Source organism: Pseudoalteromonas sp. UCD-33C (assembly GCF_001306895.1).
Taxonomy (GTDB): Bacteria; Pseudomonadota; Gammaproteobacteria; order Enterobacterales; family Alteromonadaceae; genus Pseudoalteromonas.
The window spans coordinates 938,201-955,384 of the sequence record NZ_LJTB01000002.1; the positions used below are offsets into that span (position 1 = coordinate 938,201).

The following is a 17,184-nucleotide window of genomic DNA, read 5'->3' on the forward strand; positions in this document are numbered from 1 at the left end:
CAGATGATCAGCAACTAACAAGTAAACTAACTCCGCAGTGCATAAAAATCTGTAAAATCTCGATAAATAAATGACCTTTTGGATTAAAAGTACACCAAATAACAATACTTTCGGTATATTGAATTTCCAAATATTAACAATAACAACCAGCACTATTAAAAGGTACGGCCATGCAGCAGCGCGTTTTACCAGCAATATTTAAAAATTTTTTGGGGACTTCACCACAGTGGTATAAATACACCATTATTGCGTTTTTACTAATCAACCCGGTGTTATTTCAACTTAACCCTTATCTGGCAGGATGGGTGTTAGTGCTAGAGTTTATTTTTACACTCGCCATGGCGCTTAAATGTTACCCGCTACAACCGGGAGGCTTATTAGCAATTGAGGCCTTATTTATCGGCATGACAACCGCCGGCCAAGTTGAACATGAAATAGTGCAAAATATCGATGTGATCCTGTTACTTATCTTTATGGTTGCCGGCATCTATTTTATGAAAGACTTGCTTTTGTATATCTTCACAAAGCTGGTTGTTTCGGTGCGAAGTAAAACCGTATTGTCGCTGTCGTTCACGATTGCTGCGGCTTTTTTATCTGCTTTCTTAGATGCGTTAACGGTGATGGCCGTTGTTATTGCTGTCGCGATGGGCTTTTACAGTATTTACCACAAGGTTGCATCAGGAAAAGACTCTAGCAGCGAGCATGATATTAATGACGATAACCAAGTTCGCCCTGTCAATCGTCAGGAGCTTGAAGAGTTTCGTGCTTTTCTTCGTAACTTATTAATGCATGCATCAATTGGTACTGCCTTAGGCGGTGTTTGTACCATGGTAGGTGAGCCACAGAACTTGATCATTGCAGAGCGTGCTGGCTGGTTATTTGGCGAATTTTTCTTCCGAATGTTGCCTATTACTTTACCCGTTATGATCGCCGGTATTGCTACTACTTTCTTACTCGAAAAAACCAAAGCCTTTGGTTACGGCGCAAAACTCCCTGCCCCCATCCACACGATTTTATCGGATCATGCCAAAAAGCTTGAGAAAAAACGCACCACACGCGACAAAGTGAACCTAGCGATTCAAGCTTTCATTGCTGTTTGGTTGATCATAGGTTTAGCCCTTCACCTAGCCACTGTTGGTTTAATTGGTTTGTCTGTAATTATTTTTGCCACAGCCAGTGCTGGTATTATTGAAGAACACCAGTTAGGTAAAGCATTTGAAGAAGCCCTACCATTCACAGCATTACTTTGCGTATTCTTCTCAATTGTCGCAGTTATTATCGACCAGCATTTATTTACACCTGTGATCGCATGGGTGCTTACCTTTGAAGGTCAGCTGCAACTAGTGATGTTCTTTATTGCCAACGGTATTCTGTCGATGGTCAGCGATAACGTTTTCGTGGGTACTGTGTATATCAATGAAGTGGCTGCTGCGTTACAGGCAGGTCAAATTACCCGTGATCAGTTTGATTTGTTAGCTGTAGCAATTAATACCGGTACCAACCTGCCAAGTGTTGCTACACCAAATGGACAAGCTGCATTCTTATTCTTGCTTACATCAACATTAGCCCCTGTGTTAAGGCTATCTTATGGACGCATGGTATACATGGCGCTACCTTATACCATAGTGTTGACGATTGTTGGCTTGAGCATGACTTTATTCAGCCTTTCAGATATGACTGACTTACTTTATCAATGGGGATTAATCAATCACCACAGCGGTGCGTTACCTGGCTCATTAGGTGGTCATTAAAACGATTATTTAAAACAATTTATTTGCAACAAAAAAGCCCGTTTGATGCGGGCTTTTTTGCTAGAGCTCTTTTTTGCTAAATAAGAGGCATTTAATCAAGTACTTTCGCGTCGTTTGCTTTATTAAGTAAGCTGCGGCTTTGCGTTAAGAAATGTGCAGTTGCATCAGAGAAGTATTCTTTTGCATCAGCAAATGCGGCAATCAATGATGCTTTATCCCCAGCTTTTAGCTTTTCTAGCGTGTCTGCAAAAGTATCTTGGTAGTTGGCAAGCAGTGCTTCTACATCGTCGAATTGCGCTAACATGATGTCAGAGTAAAGCTCTGGCGATTGGGCAAATAAGCGCCCTACCATCATTAACTCTAATTGATAAATGGGTGATGAGCAGCTGCGAAGCTCTGCAAGTGTATGGCTTTGCTTGGCAAGAAACTGGCCATATACAAAGGTTGTTAAGTGGCGCATAACCTGAATGATCTGCATTGCTTCATCGTGTTTTTTAGCATCCATTTCAACTACTTGACAGCCCCAAACTTGTAGTTGTGCCATTAACCCTTTAGCCACTTCATGATCTCGCCCTTCACACACGACGACCGTTTGCTTTACCCAGTGTGAAATATCTGGGCCAAACATGGGGTGTAAGCCAACTACTGGGCCGCTATGAGCCGCCATAAGTGCTTTTAAAGGCTTTTGCTTAACAGAGGTAATATCAACCAGCAAACAGTCATCATCAAGTGTTGGTAATGCTGCGACGATTTGCTCAAGTGCATTAATTGGCACACTGACAAGAACCAATTTTGCCCCTTTTAATATCGTTTCACTTTGTGCTTGCTGTGCTTTATCTAAAATACGCACTTCATAACCTGAACGAGTAAACTGTTGTGCAAACAACTGGCCCATTGCACCTTCACCACCAACAATTACAATAGGTGATAACTGAGGCGCAACACAAGCAAGGCTACCTTGCTGATTCTGATAAGCTTCACGCATCATACGGCGTAGGATGTCCTCAACTAACTCAGGGTTAACCCCTTGTGCGATTGCTTCTTGACGACGTGCCGCGAGTAAATCAGCCTCGCGATCAGGTGCATGTAATGGAGCACCGATTTGTTGCTTAATTGCGCCTATTTTTTCTGTAATCCCATTACGCTTTGCCAGTAATGCCACCAATTGCGCATCACATTCATCTATTCCTGCTCTTAAATCAGCTAGATCATTCACTGTTACCACGTTACCACACCTCAAACCCTTAAAACGTAAATATTTATATACAAAAAAGTAAAGCTTTTAATACAAATTATAGTAACAGGATAACAGCCAAAGCACAAAGCCCTAACGTGCATGTAGCATAGCTCATAAAGGGATAACAGATAATTTAGAAGGGAGTATTTCTCAGGGGAGAGAAATTTTTTTGTGGTATAAAAACCAAAACGGGTTGCAACCTAAGGCTGCAACCCGTTTTATTTTGCGTTGTAAAACAGCGCGTATTAGTTAAGTTTTTCTCTAATACGTGCAGATTTACCAGAACGCTCACGTAGATAGTAAAGTTTCGCACGGCGAACTGCACCGCGACGTTTAACTGAGATACTATCGATAAGAGGGCTGTGCGTTTGGAATACACGCTCAACACCTTCACCGCTCGAGATTTTACGAACTGTGAATGCTGAGTGAAGACCACGATTACGCTTAGCGATTACAACACCTTCAAAGGCCTGTAGACGCTCTTTGTTACCTTCTTTTACACGTACCTGTACAACTACTGTATCACCAGCGCCGAATGCTGGTACGTCTGTTTTAAGCTGCTCTTCTTCAAGCGCTTTAATAATATTTTGGTTTACTTTTGCCATTATATTTCTCACTTTCCTAGGTGTAACTGTCTTCTAGCCACAAGCTTGTTGGTACTCTTGCTGAAATTCAGCAAGGAGTGCCGCTTGCTCCTCAGTCAGAGCTAGGTTATGCAACAAGTCAGGACGACGAAGCCAAGTTCTACCAAGTGATTGCTTTGTGCGCCACTTAGCGATTTCTTGGTGGTTTCCGCTGAGTAATACAGCAGGCACCTGTTTATCATCCAATGTCTCTGGCCGTGTATAGTGAGGACAATCAAGCAAGCCATTCGAAAATGAATCCTGCTCAGCTGACTGGTTATGACCTAACACCCCTGGTACTAATCGTGCTACTGCATCAATTAGCGTCATCGCGGGTAGCTCACCACCACTTAAAATAAAATCACCAATTGACCATTCTTCGTCAACGTATGATTCTATAATTCGCTCATCTATACCTTCATAGCGACCTGCAATTAAAATCAGCTTTTCTGATTGTGCAAGCTCGCTTGCACCTTGCTGATCTAATTTGCGCCCTTGCGGTGACATATAAATTACTTTTGCACCATCACCTGCCGCTTTTTTAGCGTCAAGGATAGCTTGTTTCAATGGTTCAACCATCATTAACATGCCAGGACCGCCCCCGTAAGGACGATCATCCACAGTTCTATGCTTATCAGTAGCATAGTCACGTGGGTTCCAACAGTTAAAGTCGATTAGACCATTTTTAACTGCGCGACCTGTTACCCCTTGGGTGGTAATCGCATCAAACATGTCCGGGAAAAGGCTTATCACCCCTACCCATAGCGAACTCGTTTGTGACATTAAAACCCTGGGTCCCAGTCTACGGTAATTTCTCTTGCATCATGTTTAACTTCTTTAATAACAGAATCTGTTAAGAAAGGAATTAAACGCTCTGCTTGGCCAAATGCATCTTTTTTGTTTGCTTTCACAACCAAAACGTCATTTGACCCTGTCTCCATTAGGTCATCAACAGTGCCTAAGTTATAACCTTTATCAGTTACAACAGACATGCCGATCAGATCTCGCCAATAGAATTCACCTTGCGGTAATTCTGGTAGCTGCGCTGCATCTACTGAGATTTCTGCATTGGTTAAAGCCATTGCTTCGTCTCGGTCGTTTACTTGCGCAACTTTAGCGATAAAGCCTTTGTTGTGGCGACGCCAGTCGACCACTTCTAAGGTCTGCCATTTACCTTGTTGCCCTATCAACCATGGGCTGAAATCGAAGATCCCTTCGGGATCATCAGTAAATGAATGCACCTTAAGCCAGCCCTTTATACCATACGGGGCACCGAGCTTTCCTACTGTAATATACGAGGTGTTCTCTTGACTCATGGTTACTCTTACGCCTATTAAGCCGCTTTACGAGCGTCTTTAACTAACTTAGCTACGCGATCTGAAAGAGATGCGCCTTGACCTACCCAGTGATCAACACGAGATAAATCTAAACGTACTTTTTCTTCCTGACCAGAAGCGATTGGGTTAAAGAAACCTACTTTCTCGATGAAGCGACCGTCACGCGAGAAACGGCTATCCGCAACCACAATTTGATAGAAAGGGCGTTTTTTAGCGCCACCACGTTGCAAACGAATAGTTACCATACCGTCCTCTACATTAGATTGACTGTTTTCATTAATAAGATTTACTCCCCAGTACGGGAAGCTGGGGAATTGTACGAGTTTTTTGCAACATTGCAAGTAAGAACTGCTGCAAAATGTAAGTTTAGTTGATTAAACACTGATCTGGGCTTTAAATCTTACATGCAGCTAACAACTACGCATAAATTATCTACAAAAAAAGGAGCTATATGCTCCTTTTTATACACTTAATAAACAGCACTATTAAAATTTAGGGCCGCCACCCATCATACCTGGTGGTAACATGCCTTTCATGCCGCGCATCATTTTCTTCATGCCACCTTTGCCTTTCATCTTCTTCATCATCTTCTGCATTTGCGTAAATTGCTTAAGCAGTTTATTGATTTCTTGCACCTGAGTGCCAGAACCTGCTGCAATACGTTTTTTACGCGAGCCTTTGATGATTTCCGGGCGAGCACGCTCTTTTGGCGTCATAGAGTTGATGATAGCTTCCATTTGTACGAAAGTTTTATCACCCATCTGGCCTTTTACAGCGTCTGGTAGGTTTTGCATGCCTGGCAGCTTATCTAGCATCGACATCATACCGCCCATGTTCTTCATCTGACGAAGTTGCTCAGCAAAGTCATCTAATGTGAAACCATCACCTTTAAATACTTTTTCGGCAACTTTAGCGGCTTTCTCTTTATCTACTTTCATTTCGACTTCTTCGATTAATGAAAGTACATCACCCATACCTAGGATACGAGAAGCAATACGGTCAGGGTGGAATGGTTCAAGAGCATCAGTGCGCTCACCCACACCCATGAACTTAATTGGCTTACCGGTAATATGACGAATCGATAATGCAGCACCACCACGAGCATCACCATCGGTCTTGGTTAAGATCACACCACTTAAAGGAAGCGCCTCATCAAATGCTTTTGCAGTGTTTGCTGCATCTTGACCTGTCATCGCATCAACAACGAACAAGGTTTCGATTGGGTTAATCGCACTGTGAAGTGCTTTGATCTCATCCATCATGTCGTTATCGACGTGTAAACGACCTGCGGTATCAACTAATACCACATCAATGAATTTCTTCTTCGCGTGCGAAATCGCATTGTTTGCGATATCAACCGGCTTTTGTGAAATGTCACTTGGGAAGAACTCAACCCCCACTTCATCAGCCAGTGTTTCAAGCTGTTTAATTGCTGCCGGACGATAAACGTCAGCACTCACAACTAATACAGATTTCTTTTTACGCTCTTTTAAGAATTTAGCTAGTTTACCAACACTGGTCGTTTTACCAGCACCTTGTAAACCCGCCATCATCACGACCGCTGGCGGCTGTGCATTAAGGCTTAGCTCTTCGTTAGCTTCACCCATGGCTTTTTCAAGTTCTTCACGAACAATCTTTATAAAGACTTGGCCAGGGCTTAAGCTCTTTGTTACTTCAACACCTACAGCGCGTTCTTTAACTTGCTTAACGAACTCACGAACAACAGGTAATGCAACGTCCGCTTCCAAAAATGCCATGCGGACTTCGCGTAATGTATCTTTTATATTGTCTTCAGTTAGGCGTCCGCGGCCACTGATATTTTTTAAGGTTTTACCTAAGCGTTCTTGGAGATTCTCAAACATGTAAAGGTTCCGATAAAACGTGTTGCACCTGCAATGTACATAAATCAAACAAGTTTGGCGACAATACAGGCAATATTAAAATTTAATTCCTAGCAGTATACCGTAAATGGTGGTCGACAATACAGTGTTCAAGTGTGCAGTTTGAGTTTCTTTTTACAAACTCTATGCTTTTGCCTTGCTATAAAATACAATGGCATCAAAGAGACAAGGATTTATCGATATAAATTAAGTGGCCAAAACACGATGATTATTAGTTTAACTATTATTGCTAGTTTGTTTTATGTGTTAGCAACGTCACATGTGCTATCACGCCTTTTTCACAAACAAGGTCCAAGCCAAAAGCTCACAGTCATTCTTAGCACTGTGGCTATCCTTGCTCATATGCTATTACTGGTTAATTCAGTTTTTCGTGCTGACGGCCAAGATTTAAGTATCGTCAACGTTGCCTTATTAACCTGTTGGGTCATTGTGGTGTCGGTGACTGCTGTGTCTCTCAAATTCCCCGCGACTTTATTGTTGCCAGTTGTTTATGGTTTTGCAGCCTTACTGACCCTTGCCAGCTTGTTTATACCGCATCATGTGATTTTGCAATCAATCGATGTTGAGCTTGGTTTAGTTACTCACATATCGTTATCACTGCTAGCCTATTGCGTTTTGATAATCTCAACACTTTATGCAGTCCAGTTCTACTTTATTGATAAGCGCCTCAAACGCAAAGACTTGGCAATTGTACACAGCCACCTCCCTCCTTTAATGGTGGTTGAGCGTCAGCTATATCAATTACTCACGCTGGGTACTATCTTACTGACTTTTGCTCTCCTTTCTGGGTTCATCTTCTTAGAGGGAATGTTTGCCAGTGAGTTTATCCACAAAACGGTTTTATCGTTAATTGCTTGGCTAATTTTCACTGTGGTCACTGTAGGTCATTTACGCCAAGGCTGGCGTGGTAAGCCTGTGGTATTTTCGATCATGATAGCCGCTTTTATCTTGTCACTTGCTTATTTTGGCAGCCGTTTCATCCAAGAAGTGGTTCTAAATAAGTTTTAACTTGACTCAGCAAGCTGTCTCTAGCTTAATATGCACTGATTTATAAAAAAAGGATCCATCCTTGGACGACATATCGACTAGTACCCTGTTTATTATATTGGGATTATTGATACTTATTTCTGCTTATTTTTCTGGTTCTGAAACTGGAATTATGTCAATCAACCGTATTCGCCTGCGTCATCTTGCTAAAGAAGATCATCGTGCAGCGAAGCGCGTCAGCAAACTATTAAGTCGCCCTGACAGACTCATTGGTCTGATCTTAATTGGTAATAACCTTGTAAATATCGCTGCAGCACAGGTTGCAACGATTATTGGTATTCGTTTGTATGGTGATCTCGGTATCGCTATTGCAACCGGCGCGCTAACGCTGGTTGTTTTAATCTTTGCCGAAGTAACGCCAAAAACACTTGCTGCGCTATACCCAGAGAAGGTTGCTTTTCCAAGCTCAATTGTGCTCAAAGGCCTATTGAAAATCCTTTTCCCGTTTGTGGTTATCGTAAACTGGATGACCAACGGCATGTTACGCTTGTTTGGTATTACTACCGCACAAATTGAAGAGCACAGCTTAAGTAAAGAAGAACTAAAAACTGTGGTGAACGAATCAGGTGCACTGTTACCTGCTCGCCACCAAAGCATGCTGACTTCAATTTTAGATTTAGAACAAGTCACTGTTGAAGATATCATGATCCCACGCAACGAAATTGTTGCTATCGATATCAATGACGATTGGAAGCTTATCAGCCGCCAACTTACTCATGCACAGCACACCCGTGTACTGTTGTATCGTGACCAAATTGATGATGCTGTTGGCTTTATTCACTCACGTGATGCACTGCGTCTATTAACGAAAGAGCAGTTTGATAAACCATCACTACTACGCGCGGTACGTGAAATTTACTTTATTCCTGAAGGCACATCACTGAACACGCAACTACTTAAGTTTCAACAATCAAAAGAACGTATTGGCTTAGTTGTCGATGAGTATGGTGATATTCAAGGTCTAGTAACGCTTGAAGATATTCTTGAAGAAGTAGTGGGTGATTTCACTACAACGCAAACGCGTACACCGAGTGAAGAAGTAACAGAGCAAGATGATGGCTCAGTACTTGTTGATGGCGGTGCTAACATTCGTGATTTAAATAAAGAAATGGGTTGGGAGCTACCGATTGATGGCCCGAAAACGCTAAGTGGTTTAATCGTTGAATACTTAGAGGACATCCCAGACTCAAACCTAAGTTTACGTATTGCCGGCTACCCTATTGAAGTTATCGAGATAAAAGAAAATATGGTTAAGTTAGTTAAAGTTATTCCAAGTAAACGTACAGAATAATTTTCTACACCATCTAAACAAAAGGAGTAGCTTGCTACTCCTTTTTTGTTACTTATAGCTGAATTACTTCTGAAGATTCACATTTTATTAGCTATCCCGCACACCCGAACACGAATTCCTCTACTATTATTTTCTTTTGCATATATTGATATAAAAGGGAAAATAATGGACGAAATATCAATCGAGAAAATCTATAACCAAGCTATCGAATTGCTGATGCTTTACGGGCCAAAGTTTATCCTCGCAATACTGGTTTTAATTATAGGTTGGTGGTTAATTGGTAGAATTGCCAATATGGCCGAAAAATCAATGAACAAGGTCAAGTTTGAAGTTGGCCTTACGCACTTTTTAGTCTCCTTTATCTCGGTCATTTTAAAAGTACTGTTGCTGATATCTGTTGCTTCTATGATTGGCATAGAAACCACGTCGTTTATCGCAATGCTAGGTGCTGCAGGCCTTGCGGTCGGCATGGCTCTTCAAGGTAGCCTTGCTAACTTTGCAGGTGGCGTGCTTATTCTATTCTTTAAGCCTTTTAAAGTTGGCGATGTAATCGAAGCGCAAGGCTACATGGGTACAGTTGTTGAGATACAAATTTTTGTCACTGTTTTACTCACTTACGACAATGAAAAGATCATTATCCCAAATGGCACGCTATCAAATGGCTGCGTTAAGAATAAGTTTTCAGAGCCAACACACCGCGTTGCAATCGAATTTGGCATTAGTTATGGAGATAATGTCCATAAAGCCCGTGATGTGCTTATGAGCGTGCTTAATGACTATGATTTAATACTAAAAGATATAGAAGATAAAAAACCATCGGTTCATGTTAGCCAGCACGGTGAAAGCCATATTGGCATGTTGGTATGGGCGTGGGTTGAGTCTGATAACTACTGGCCAGTGTATTTTGGCTTATACGAACGCGTTAAAATTGCCTTTGACGCCGCTGATATCACGATTCCATTCCCGCAAAGGGATGTTCACATTCACCAGTTTCCTGGTAAATAACTAACAAAAAGCCCGCTAATTGATGCGGGCTTTCTATTTATGCATTAACTAAACAAGCGTTCAAACCAGTTTTTGTCTAAATCGGCTTCACACTTTTTAAGTTGTGCGCCATAGCGGCTAGCTCGATGTTTAACTTTATTAGCAACGCTCATTAGCCATTTTTTACTTTTATAAGTGCCTCGCTTATAGCCGCCCCACCCTTCGTGGTAATTTAGGTACTGCGCGTAGGCGTCCCATTTCGATATACCATTTACTTTATGAGTTTTGTAAACGAACCAGGCCATAAAGTCGATAGCATCATCAAAATCATCTCTGTCTGCACCGCTGTTACCTGTTTCACGAATGTAATCTGACCATGTTGGGGTTTTTGCTTGAGAGTAGCCATATGCAGAGCTAGCACGTCCGATTGGAATTACCCATAAGAAGTATTCCATTGGTGGCGCTGCATCATGGCGGAATGAGCTTTCTTGATACATCATGCTCATTAGCACATGTTTTGGCGAACCCCATTTTTCTTGTGCATCACGAGCATCGTAATACCAGTCAGGTTTTTCTTCAAAAATCTTACATATATCATGAGGTTGCTCAGGGGGAGCCGTTGCACAACCAGCCAAAGATGCGGCCAGCGATAAAATAATTATACTTTTTTTCATTTTTTTATGGATCTCGCTGAACTTTTTCTCATCAGGTCAGTCTGAACTTATGAATGCAGCAGTATAGCATTGTTTCATCCCTGAAGAATCTTTGACGCAGCCTCCCTAGGCTGCGTTTTTTTATGCCTTCACAATACTAAGCTTTAGCAAAATAGTCATCTAAAAATGCAGTGAAAGATACACTGTCTGCTGCTTTAACTTCACGCTCTTTAAGTACAGAGTCAGTCGCTTGCTTTGCCAAAAATGCTTGATCATAAAATTGGTAATCAGCATCAAGGTGGCTTTGCTTGTACTGCTGTGCAAGTGCTAAAGCGAAATGACCATTATCTTGGTTCTCTTTTGCCAGCGCACTAACATATTTGCCAGAGAAAGTTTTACTTGGATTGTTCACCCAAGTTGCAAGCTCAGCTATGGTTTCGCTGTAATAACTCACGCCATATGCATTATCCATGTAACGGGCAACCTCAGATAGCTGAGTAAAAATTGTCTCGGCCCAATCAGTTAGACGCACCATCTCCCCCTGCTTGTTGAGCATTAGCTCTGGGTCTCGACCTTCATTGACAACCGCATCAAGGTTAGTAGTGCTTAATTTTTGCTCTTGCCAATCCATTTCTGGCGAGTCATTCAATAAACAATAGGTTAAGAATACGTCTAAGAAACGAATTTGCTGTAAATCAATACCCGTTTCACTAAACGGGTTAACATCAAGCGCACGTACCTCGATGTATTCTATACCGCCGCGAAGTAATGCATCGGTTGGTGTTTCGCCCGATGCTGCATTGCGCTTAGGACGAATTGGCGAGTAAAACTCGTTTTCGATTTGCAGAATATTTTTATTTAACTGCTTTGGCTCAGCACTCGTGTAGTCATCTATATGACCATAAATATCTGATGGTGTATGAATCGCCTCTTTTAAGCCTGCTACATATTCTTCGAGTGAGTTATACATAACACGTAAAGACGATTGTGCACTGTTAGTGTAACCAAGGTTACCCAAACGCAGCGCTGTGCCTACTTCTAAATAAAGAGTACCTTTACCTAGCTTTTTGAATGGTAAATCAGTTGCGCGCCCTTGTAAGAATGAACTACATAATGCTGGTGATGCACCAAATAAAAAGCTGATCAACCAAAGCTCACGCTTAAAGTTACGAATAAGCCCTAAATAGCCATTCGAAATAGACTCAGCTAATGTACCTTGGTTGCCGTTTAAGCTATACAGGCTTTGCCATAAGCTCTCTGGGAAAGAGATATTAAAATGCACACCGGCAATGGCCTGCATCATGCTGCCATAACGGTTCTTTAAGCCTTCACGGTAAAGTGTTTTCATGCGGCCAATGTTTGAGTCACCAAACTGTGCGAGTACAATGTCATCTTGATGTTCAATAAAGCATGGCATACTAATCGGCCATAACAGCTCATCGTCCATCTGCGATAAGGTGAACTTTTGCAAGTCTTTTAGCTGCGCGAGTGTTTGCTCTGCAGATGTACTAACCGGAGTGATAAATTCTAAAAGTGATTCTGAAAAATCAGTGGTGACATGATCATTCGTTAAAGCGCTACCAACGCCTTGTGGATGACCTTGCTGTGAGATAACACCACTTGGTTTTATCCTTAATGCTTCTCGCTCGATACCACGTTGAATCCCATTAATTGCGTTAGGAAATTGTGCCGTTAACGCTTCTAGCGTTTTATTTAAATCATGTTTTATCAAAAATGCTTCCTCGAGCCGCGTGGCTGTAATCCTAAGTGTATGGGGGCAAAAAACAATTACTCAAGTCAGAAATATCAGTTTCATTATTTACCCATACACTTGAAGCTCAATCTTGCCATTGTGAGTCACAATATACAATTGCTTTGGTGGCACTTCATTGTTGCTAAAACGGTTAAAAATACAATTTAGGCTTTTTCCTTGAGGATATTAGACCTTTTAACTAATATAAAAGACTGAGGCTAAACATAATAATTCAGGCAAGATATTGTTTTAGATCAAAGGGAAGATGAAATTATTAAAAGTTTCACAGTTAACACTATGTCCCCCCTTCCCTTACATTTTTCTGAGACTATAATCCGCACACCATAAAAAAGTATATTTCGAGGACTCATATGCGTCGTGGGCAAGAAATCGTCAATCAAGAAGTGACATACTCAGATAATCAAGAGCTTGTCTCTACCACAGATTTACGCGGTGTAATCACATACGTAAATAAGGAATTTTGTACTATAGCAGGTTACACCGAAGAAGAGCTTCTCGGAAAAAATCATAATATTGTACGCCACCCTGATATGCCTAAAGCGGCATTTAAAGAGATGTGGGAAAAACTTAAAGAGGGCCACTCTTGGCGTGGCATGGTAAAAAATCGCTGTAAAGATGGTCGCTACTATTGGGTTGATGCGTTCGTTACACCTATATATGAACATGGCCAGTTAGTTGGCTATCAATCAGTGCGTACCAAGCCATCTGAACAATTAAAAACCCGTGCGATGGCCCTTTACACTAAAATTAATGACGGTAAATCAATCGCATCATTTCGTGAGAATATTTCACTTAGACAAATAGTGTCTGCGATTTTATTAATTGCAGGCATTGTTGGTTTAGCTGTGGCCGCCTCATGGATGATTGCTATAGCCGCATGTGTCCTTGTAGCACTACTTTTTGCTTTAAATTATGACGAACTCGTAGTTACGCCAAGACATTTAAAGCAGCAACGTGCAGAGTTTGATTCAGTATCACGTTATGTGTATTCGGGCTCGCACCCATTTAGTATTGCTGCCTATAATCAGCAAATGCTGTTCGCTAAGCTTAGAACTGTATTAGGTCGTGTTAAAGACTCTACTTACTCATTTAAAGACATTGCTACCAACTTAGATAAACAATCGTCACTAACCGAGCAAGGTATTGCTGCACAAGGCCAGCGTTTAAGTGATATTGCTACGGCAATGACACAAATGAGTGCGACTATTGGCGAAATTTCAGCAAATACTCATCACACTGCTGATAAGGTTAAAACCACTTACCAAAGCTGTAACGATATCAAACTGCATATTGAAGATAATAGCAGCATGGTGACTGATCTAGCTAACCAGGTAGAGCAAGCAGCCACTACCGCTAACTCTCTTGCTAGTGAAGCTGACAAAATAGGCCAAGTAATGAGTGAGATTGAAGGCATTGCTGAACAAACAAACTTATTAGCGCTGAATGCAGCAATTGAGGCAGCACGTGCAGGTGAGCATGGCCGTGGTTTTGCGGTTGTAGCAGATGAAGTACGCGCACTTTCTTCACGCACGCAAAATGCGACGGCACAAATTCATAGCTCAATTAAAGAGATCCAAGATACGTTATTTAGCTGGTCTAAAGTGATGCAATCAACTAAAGCGCAAGCAGATAGTTGTGTTGATACGACTGCTCACACTCAAACTGAGCTTGCGAGCATCTTCGCACAAATTGATGAAATATCAGGCCTTGCGACGGAGATTTCGACGGCTGCTGAGGAACAACAAGTTGTCAGCACCGATATACGCGAAAATGTAGAAAGCATTAAAGGACACAGCGAAGAGAACTTAAAGCTTAGCTACAACGTGGCTAAAGATGCAGCGGGGCTTGTTGAAGGCTCACGCAAAGTTAACGATATGCTGTTAACCTTTAAAGTTTAAACTTAACTGATACAAAAAAGCCGCATCATAATTGATGCGGCTTTTGTTTTTAGGGCTAATTAACGACTCGAGAAAACAAGTCCATTCTCATCAGCATCAATATGGATGATGGCACCTGGTTGGTAATCCCCTCCGAGCAGGCGCTGTGCTAATGGGTTTTCAATGGTATGTTGAATAGCACGTTTTAAAGGCCTTGCCCCATACACAGGATCAAAACCACTTTCAGCGATGCGGTCTAAAGCTGCATCCGTAACTTCAAGAATGTAGCCTTTTTCAGTTAATCGCTCACGTAGCTTACTTAACTGAATATCTGCAATTTCCTTAATGTGCTCATTAGCAAGTGGATGGAATACCACGGTTTCGTCGATTCGGTTAATAAACTCAGGGCGGAACTGACTAACTAATACGCCCATCACTTTTTCTTTTAACCCGGCATAATCATTTGAACCTGCTTGCTCTTGGATAATATCTGAACCCAAGTTAGAGGTCATGATAATCACCGTATTTTTAAAATCAACGGTACGGCCCTGACCATCCGTTAATCGCCCATCATCAAGAACTTGCAGTAAGATGTTAAATACATCAGGGTGCGCTTTTTCGACTTCATCCAATAAAATGACGGAATACGGACGACGGCGTACCGCTTCAGTTAAATAGCCACCCTCTTCATAGCCAACATAACCCGGAGGTGCACCGACTAAACGTGCCACCGAATGTTTCTCCATAAACTCCGACATATCAATGCGCACCATGGCATCTTCAGTGTCAAACATGAAGCTGGCTAGTGCTTTGGTCAGCTCAGTTTTACCCACCCCTGTTGGGCCTAAGAATAAGAATGAGCCGATTGGGCGATTTGGATCAGCAAGCCCTGCGCGAGAACGACGAATTGCATTTGCAACAGCTACAACAGCTTCATCTTGACCAATCACTTTGTGGTGTAATTGATCTTCCATTTGCAGTAGCTTTTCACGTTCGCCTTGCAGCATTTTCGATACCGGAATACCTGTCCAACGCGATAAAATCTCAGCGATTTCGTCTTCACCTACTTGGTTTTTAAGCAAGCTCATTTCTTGCATTTCAGCTTGTGAAGCAAGGTCGAGTTTGCGCTCAAGTTCAGGGATACGACCATATTGAAGTTCAGACATACGCTGTAAATCGCTGGCACGACGCGCCACGTCTAAATCAAGGCGTGCCTGCTCAAGTTCTGCTTTGATTACTTGCGTGCCTTGCAGTGAGGCCTTCTCAGCATTCCACACTTCATCTAGTTCGCGGTATTGCGCTTCAAGTTCAGTGATCAGCTCTTGCATTTCGGTGCGGCGCTTTTGACTTGCTTCGTCTTTTTCTTTCGCCAGTGCATTATCTTCCAGTTTTAACTGAATAATACGACGTTCTAGCTTATCTAAAGACTCTGGTTTTGAGTCAATTTGCAAACGAATTGAAGAACCTGCTTCGTCAATTAAATCTATTGCCTTATCTGGTAATTGCCGATCGCTGATATAACGATGCGATAACTGCGCCGCGGCAACAATGGCCGGATCGGTAATATCAACTGAGTGATGCAGCTCATAACGCTCTTTTAAACCACGTAAAATCGCAATGGTGTCTTCAACCGATGGTTCATCAACAAATACCTTTTGGAAACGACGCTCAAGTGCCGCATCTTTTTCGATGTATTGACGATACTCATCAAGGGTTGTGGCACCCACGCAATGTAACTCACCACGGGCAAGTGCAGGCTTCAACATATTACCCGCATCCATTGCACCGTCTGTTTTACCTGCGCCTACCATGGTATGAATTTCATCAATAAAGAGGATGACTTGGCCTTCTTCTTTGGCAAGTTCATTCAATACTGATTTTAAACGTTCTTCAAACTCACCACGGTATTTAGCGCCAGCAACCAAAGCACCTAAGTCGAGCGATAACACTCGCTTGTTTTTTAGGCCTTCAGGTACTTCACCATTGATAATACGTTGTGCAAGGCCCTCAGCGATCGCTGTTTTACCTACACCTGGCTCACCAATTAACACCGGATTATTTTTAGTTCGGCGCTGTAAAACTTGGATAGTACGACGAATTTCGTCATCACGACCAATAACAGGATCAAGCTTACCTTGCTCTGCTCGCTCAGTTAAATCGATGGTGAATTTTTTTAATGCCTGACGAGTTTCTTCAGCATTTGGGTCTTCTACTTTTTGGCCACCACGAATGGCTTCAATTGCAGATTCGATCTTGCTAGAAGTAATATTCAGCGCTTTAAAAATGTCACCTAATGGACCTTTATCATCACACGCGGCAAGAACAAACAACTCACTCGAAATGAATTTATCTTTTCGTTTTTGAGCATATTTATCGCATAAGTTAATTAATGAAATCAGGTTATTTGACAGCTGAACATCGCCACCAATACCTTCAACTTTAAACAGTTTCTCGATTTCTTGGGATAACTTGGTGTTTAACTCATCAGCACTCACACCTGCTTGTGCAAGTAACGCACGCACACTTGAACCATTTTGCTGAAGCAATGAATACATTAAATGCACAGGCTCAATAAATTGATGATCGCGCCCAAGTGCTAATGACTGCGCATCTGAAAGCGCAGATTGAAATTTACTTGTAAATCTATCTAAACGCATAAGGGTTTACCTATTAAAAAATCTAATTGCTTAATTAATGGGTATGCTTAGT

General features: G+C 41.9%; 14 protein-coding genes. 5 read left to right on the top strand and 9 right to left on the bottom strand.

Features of this window, described 5'->3' with window-relative positions; all coding sequences use genetic code 11:
* The first annotated feature begins 170 nt into the window (after positions 1-170).
* Positions 171-1,751, top strand: coding sequence for a sodium/proton antiporter NhaB (gene nhaB, locus AOG26_RS07530; protein WP_054561888.1), 1,581 nt, complete (start codon positions 171-173; stop codon positions 1,749-1,751).
* 91 nt (positions 1,752-1,842) lie between these two features.
* Here the strand turns inward: nhaB and tyrA are convergent, their stop codons facing one another.
* The 6 genes from tyrA to ffh form a co-directional block, all read right to left on the bottom strand.
* Complete coding sequence (gene tyrA, locus AOG26_RS07535; RefSeq protein WP_054561889.1) at positions 1,843-2,976, bottom strand: bifunctional chorismate mutase/prephenate dehydrogenase; 1,134 nt, start codon at positions 2,974-2,976, stop codon at positions 1,843-1,845.
* 257 nt (positions 2,977-3,233) lie between these two features.
* A complete protein-coding gene (gene rplS / locus AOG26_RS07540) occupies positions 3,234-3,593 on the bottom strand; it encodes a 50S ribosomal protein L19 (RefSeq protein WP_054551733.1) in 360 nt (119 codons plus the stop codon).
* Between the two features lie 33 nt (positions 3,594-3,626).
* Positions 3,627-4,394: a tRNA (guanosine(37)-N1)-methyltransferase TrmD gene (gene trmD / locus AOG26_RS07545; protein WP_054551734.1), complete on the bottom strand. Its 768-nt coding sequence runs from the start codon at positions 4,392-4,394 to the stop codon at positions 3,627-3,629.
* A complete protein-coding gene (rimM, locus tag AOG26_RS07550; RefSeq protein ID WP_054561890.1) occupies positions 4,394-4,927 on the bottom strand; it encodes a ribosome maturation factor RimM in 534 nt (177 codons plus the stop codon). The genes trmD and rimM overlap by 1 nt, the downstream gene beginning before the upstream one ends.
* Positions 4,928-4,944: 17 nt before the next feature.
* Positions 4,945-5,193, bottom strand: a complete 249-nt coding sequence (rpsP, locus tag AOG26_RS07555; RefSeq protein ID WP_054551736.1) for a 30S ribosomal protein S16 — start codon at positions 5,191-5,193, stop codon at positions 4,945-4,947.
* Positions 5,194-5,433: 240 nt separating this feature from the next.
* On the bottom strand, positions 5,434-6,810 hold the full coding sequence (ffh, locus tag AOG26_RS07560) for a signal recognition particle protein (RefSeq protein ID WP_054551737.1): 1,377 nt from the start codon (positions 6,808-6,810) through the stop codon (positions 5,434-5,436).
* 243 nt (positions 6,811-7,053) lie between these two features.
* On the opposite strand from ffh, the gene AOG26_RS07565 reads away from it, so the two are divergent.
* The 3 genes from AOG26_RS07565 (at position 7,054) to AOG26_RS07575 (ending at position 10,192) form a co-directional block, all read left to right on the top strand.
* Positions 7,054-7,857 (top strand): cytochrome C assembly family protein, encoded by an 804-nt coding sequence (locus AOG26_RS07565; RefSeq protein WP_054551738.1) that lies wholly within the window; start codon positions 7,054-7,056, stop codon positions 7,855-7,857.
* A 61-nt stretch (positions 7,858-7,918) separates the two neighbouring features.
* Complete coding sequence (locus AOG26_RS07570) at positions 7,919-9,187, top strand: HlyC/CorC family transporter (RefSeq protein ID WP_130051057.1); 1,269 nt, start codon at positions 7,919-7,921, stop codon at positions 9,185-9,187.
* Positions 9,188-9,352: 165 nt separating this feature from the next.
* A complete protein-coding gene (locus AOG26_RS07575) occupies positions 9,353-10,192 on the top strand; it encodes a mechanosensitive ion channel family protein (protein ID WP_054561892.1) in 840 nt (279 codons plus the stop codon).
* 44 nt (positions 10,193-10,236) lie between these two features.
* Here AOG26_RS07575 and AOG26_RS07580 read toward each other — a convergent pair whose 3' ends face one another.
* Both AOG26_RS07580 and gshA read right to left on the bottom strand, forming a co-directional pair.
* Positions 10,237-10,845: a transglycosylase SLT domain-containing protein gene (locus tag AOG26_RS07580; protein ID WP_054551741.1), complete on the bottom strand. Its 609-nt coding sequence runs from the start codon at positions 10,843-10,845 to the stop codon at positions 10,237-10,239.
* 136 nt (positions 10,846-10,981) lie between these two features.
* Positions 10,982-12,556 (bottom strand): glutamate--cysteine ligase, encoded by a 1,575-nt coding sequence (gshA, locus tag AOG26_RS07585; protein ID WP_054561893.1) that lies wholly within the window; start codon positions 12,554-12,556, stop codon positions 10,982-10,984.
* A 392-nt stretch (positions 12,557-12,948) separates the two neighbouring features.
* Here gshA and AOG26_RS07590 point away from each other — a divergent pair, with 392 nt between their 5' ends.
* The gene (locus AOG26_RS07590; protein WP_054561894.1) at positions 12,949-14,496 is read left to right on the top strand and encodes a methyl-accepting chemotaxis protein; all 1,548 of its coding nucleotides are present in this window, start codon (positions 12,949-12,951) and stop codon (positions 14,494-14,496) included.
* A 59-nt stretch (positions 14,497-14,555) separates the two neighbouring features.
* Here the strand turns inward: AOG26_RS07590 and clpB are convergent, their stop codons facing one another.
* Positions 14,556-17,132, bottom strand: coding sequence for an ATP-dependent chaperone ClpB (gene clpB, locus AOG26_RS07595; RefSeq protein ID WP_054561895.1), 2,577 nt, complete (start codon positions 17,130-17,132; stop codon positions 14,556-14,558).
* Positions 17,133-17,184: the final 52 nt, after the last annotated feature.

Bases quoted from the DNA above. Each gene is read 5' to 3' on its own strand.
- AOG26_RS07565 (WP_054551738.1), top strand. From the start codon at position 7,054: ATGATTATTAGTTTAACTATTATTGCTAGTTTGTTTTATGTGTTAGCA.
- rimM (WP_054561890.1), bottom strand. From the start codon at position 4,927: ATGAGTCAAGAGAACACCTCGTATATTACAGTAGGAAAGCTCGGTGCC.
- rpsP (WP_054551736.1), bottom strand. From the start codon at position 5,193: ATGGTAACTATTCGTTTGCAACGTGGTGGCGCTAAAAAACGCCCTTTC.
- AOG26_RS07580 (WP_054551741.1), bottom strand. From the start codon at position 10,845: ATGAAAAAAAGTATAATTATTTTATCGCTGGCCGCATCTTTGGCTGGT.
- rplS (WP_054551733.1), bottom strand. From the start codon at position 3,593: ATGGCAAAAGTAAACCAAAATATTATTAAAGCGCTTGAAGAAGAGCAG.
- trmD (WP_054551734.1), bottom strand. From the start codon at position 4,394: ATGTCACAAACGAGTTCGCTATGGGTAGGGGTGATAAGCCTTTTCCCG.
- nhaB (WP_054561888.1), top strand. From the start codon at position 171: ATGCAGCAGCGCGTTTTACCAGCAATATTTAAAAATTTTTTGGGGACT.
- clpB (WP_054561895.1), bottom strand. From the start codon at position 17,132: ATGCGTTTAGATAGATTTACAAGTAAATTTCAATCTGCGCTTTCAGAT.
- AOG26_RS07590 (WP_054561894.1), top strand. From the start codon at position 12,949: ATGCGTCGTGGGCAAGAAATCGTCAATCAAGAAGTGACATACTCAGAT.
- AOG26_RS07575 (WP_054561892.1), top strand. From the start codon at position 9,353: ATGGACGAAATATCAATCGAGAAAATCTATAACCAAGCTATCGAATTG.
- ffh (WP_054551737.1), bottom strand. From the start codon at position 6,810: ATGTTTGAGAATCTCCAAGAACGCTTAGGTAAAACCTTAAAAAATATC.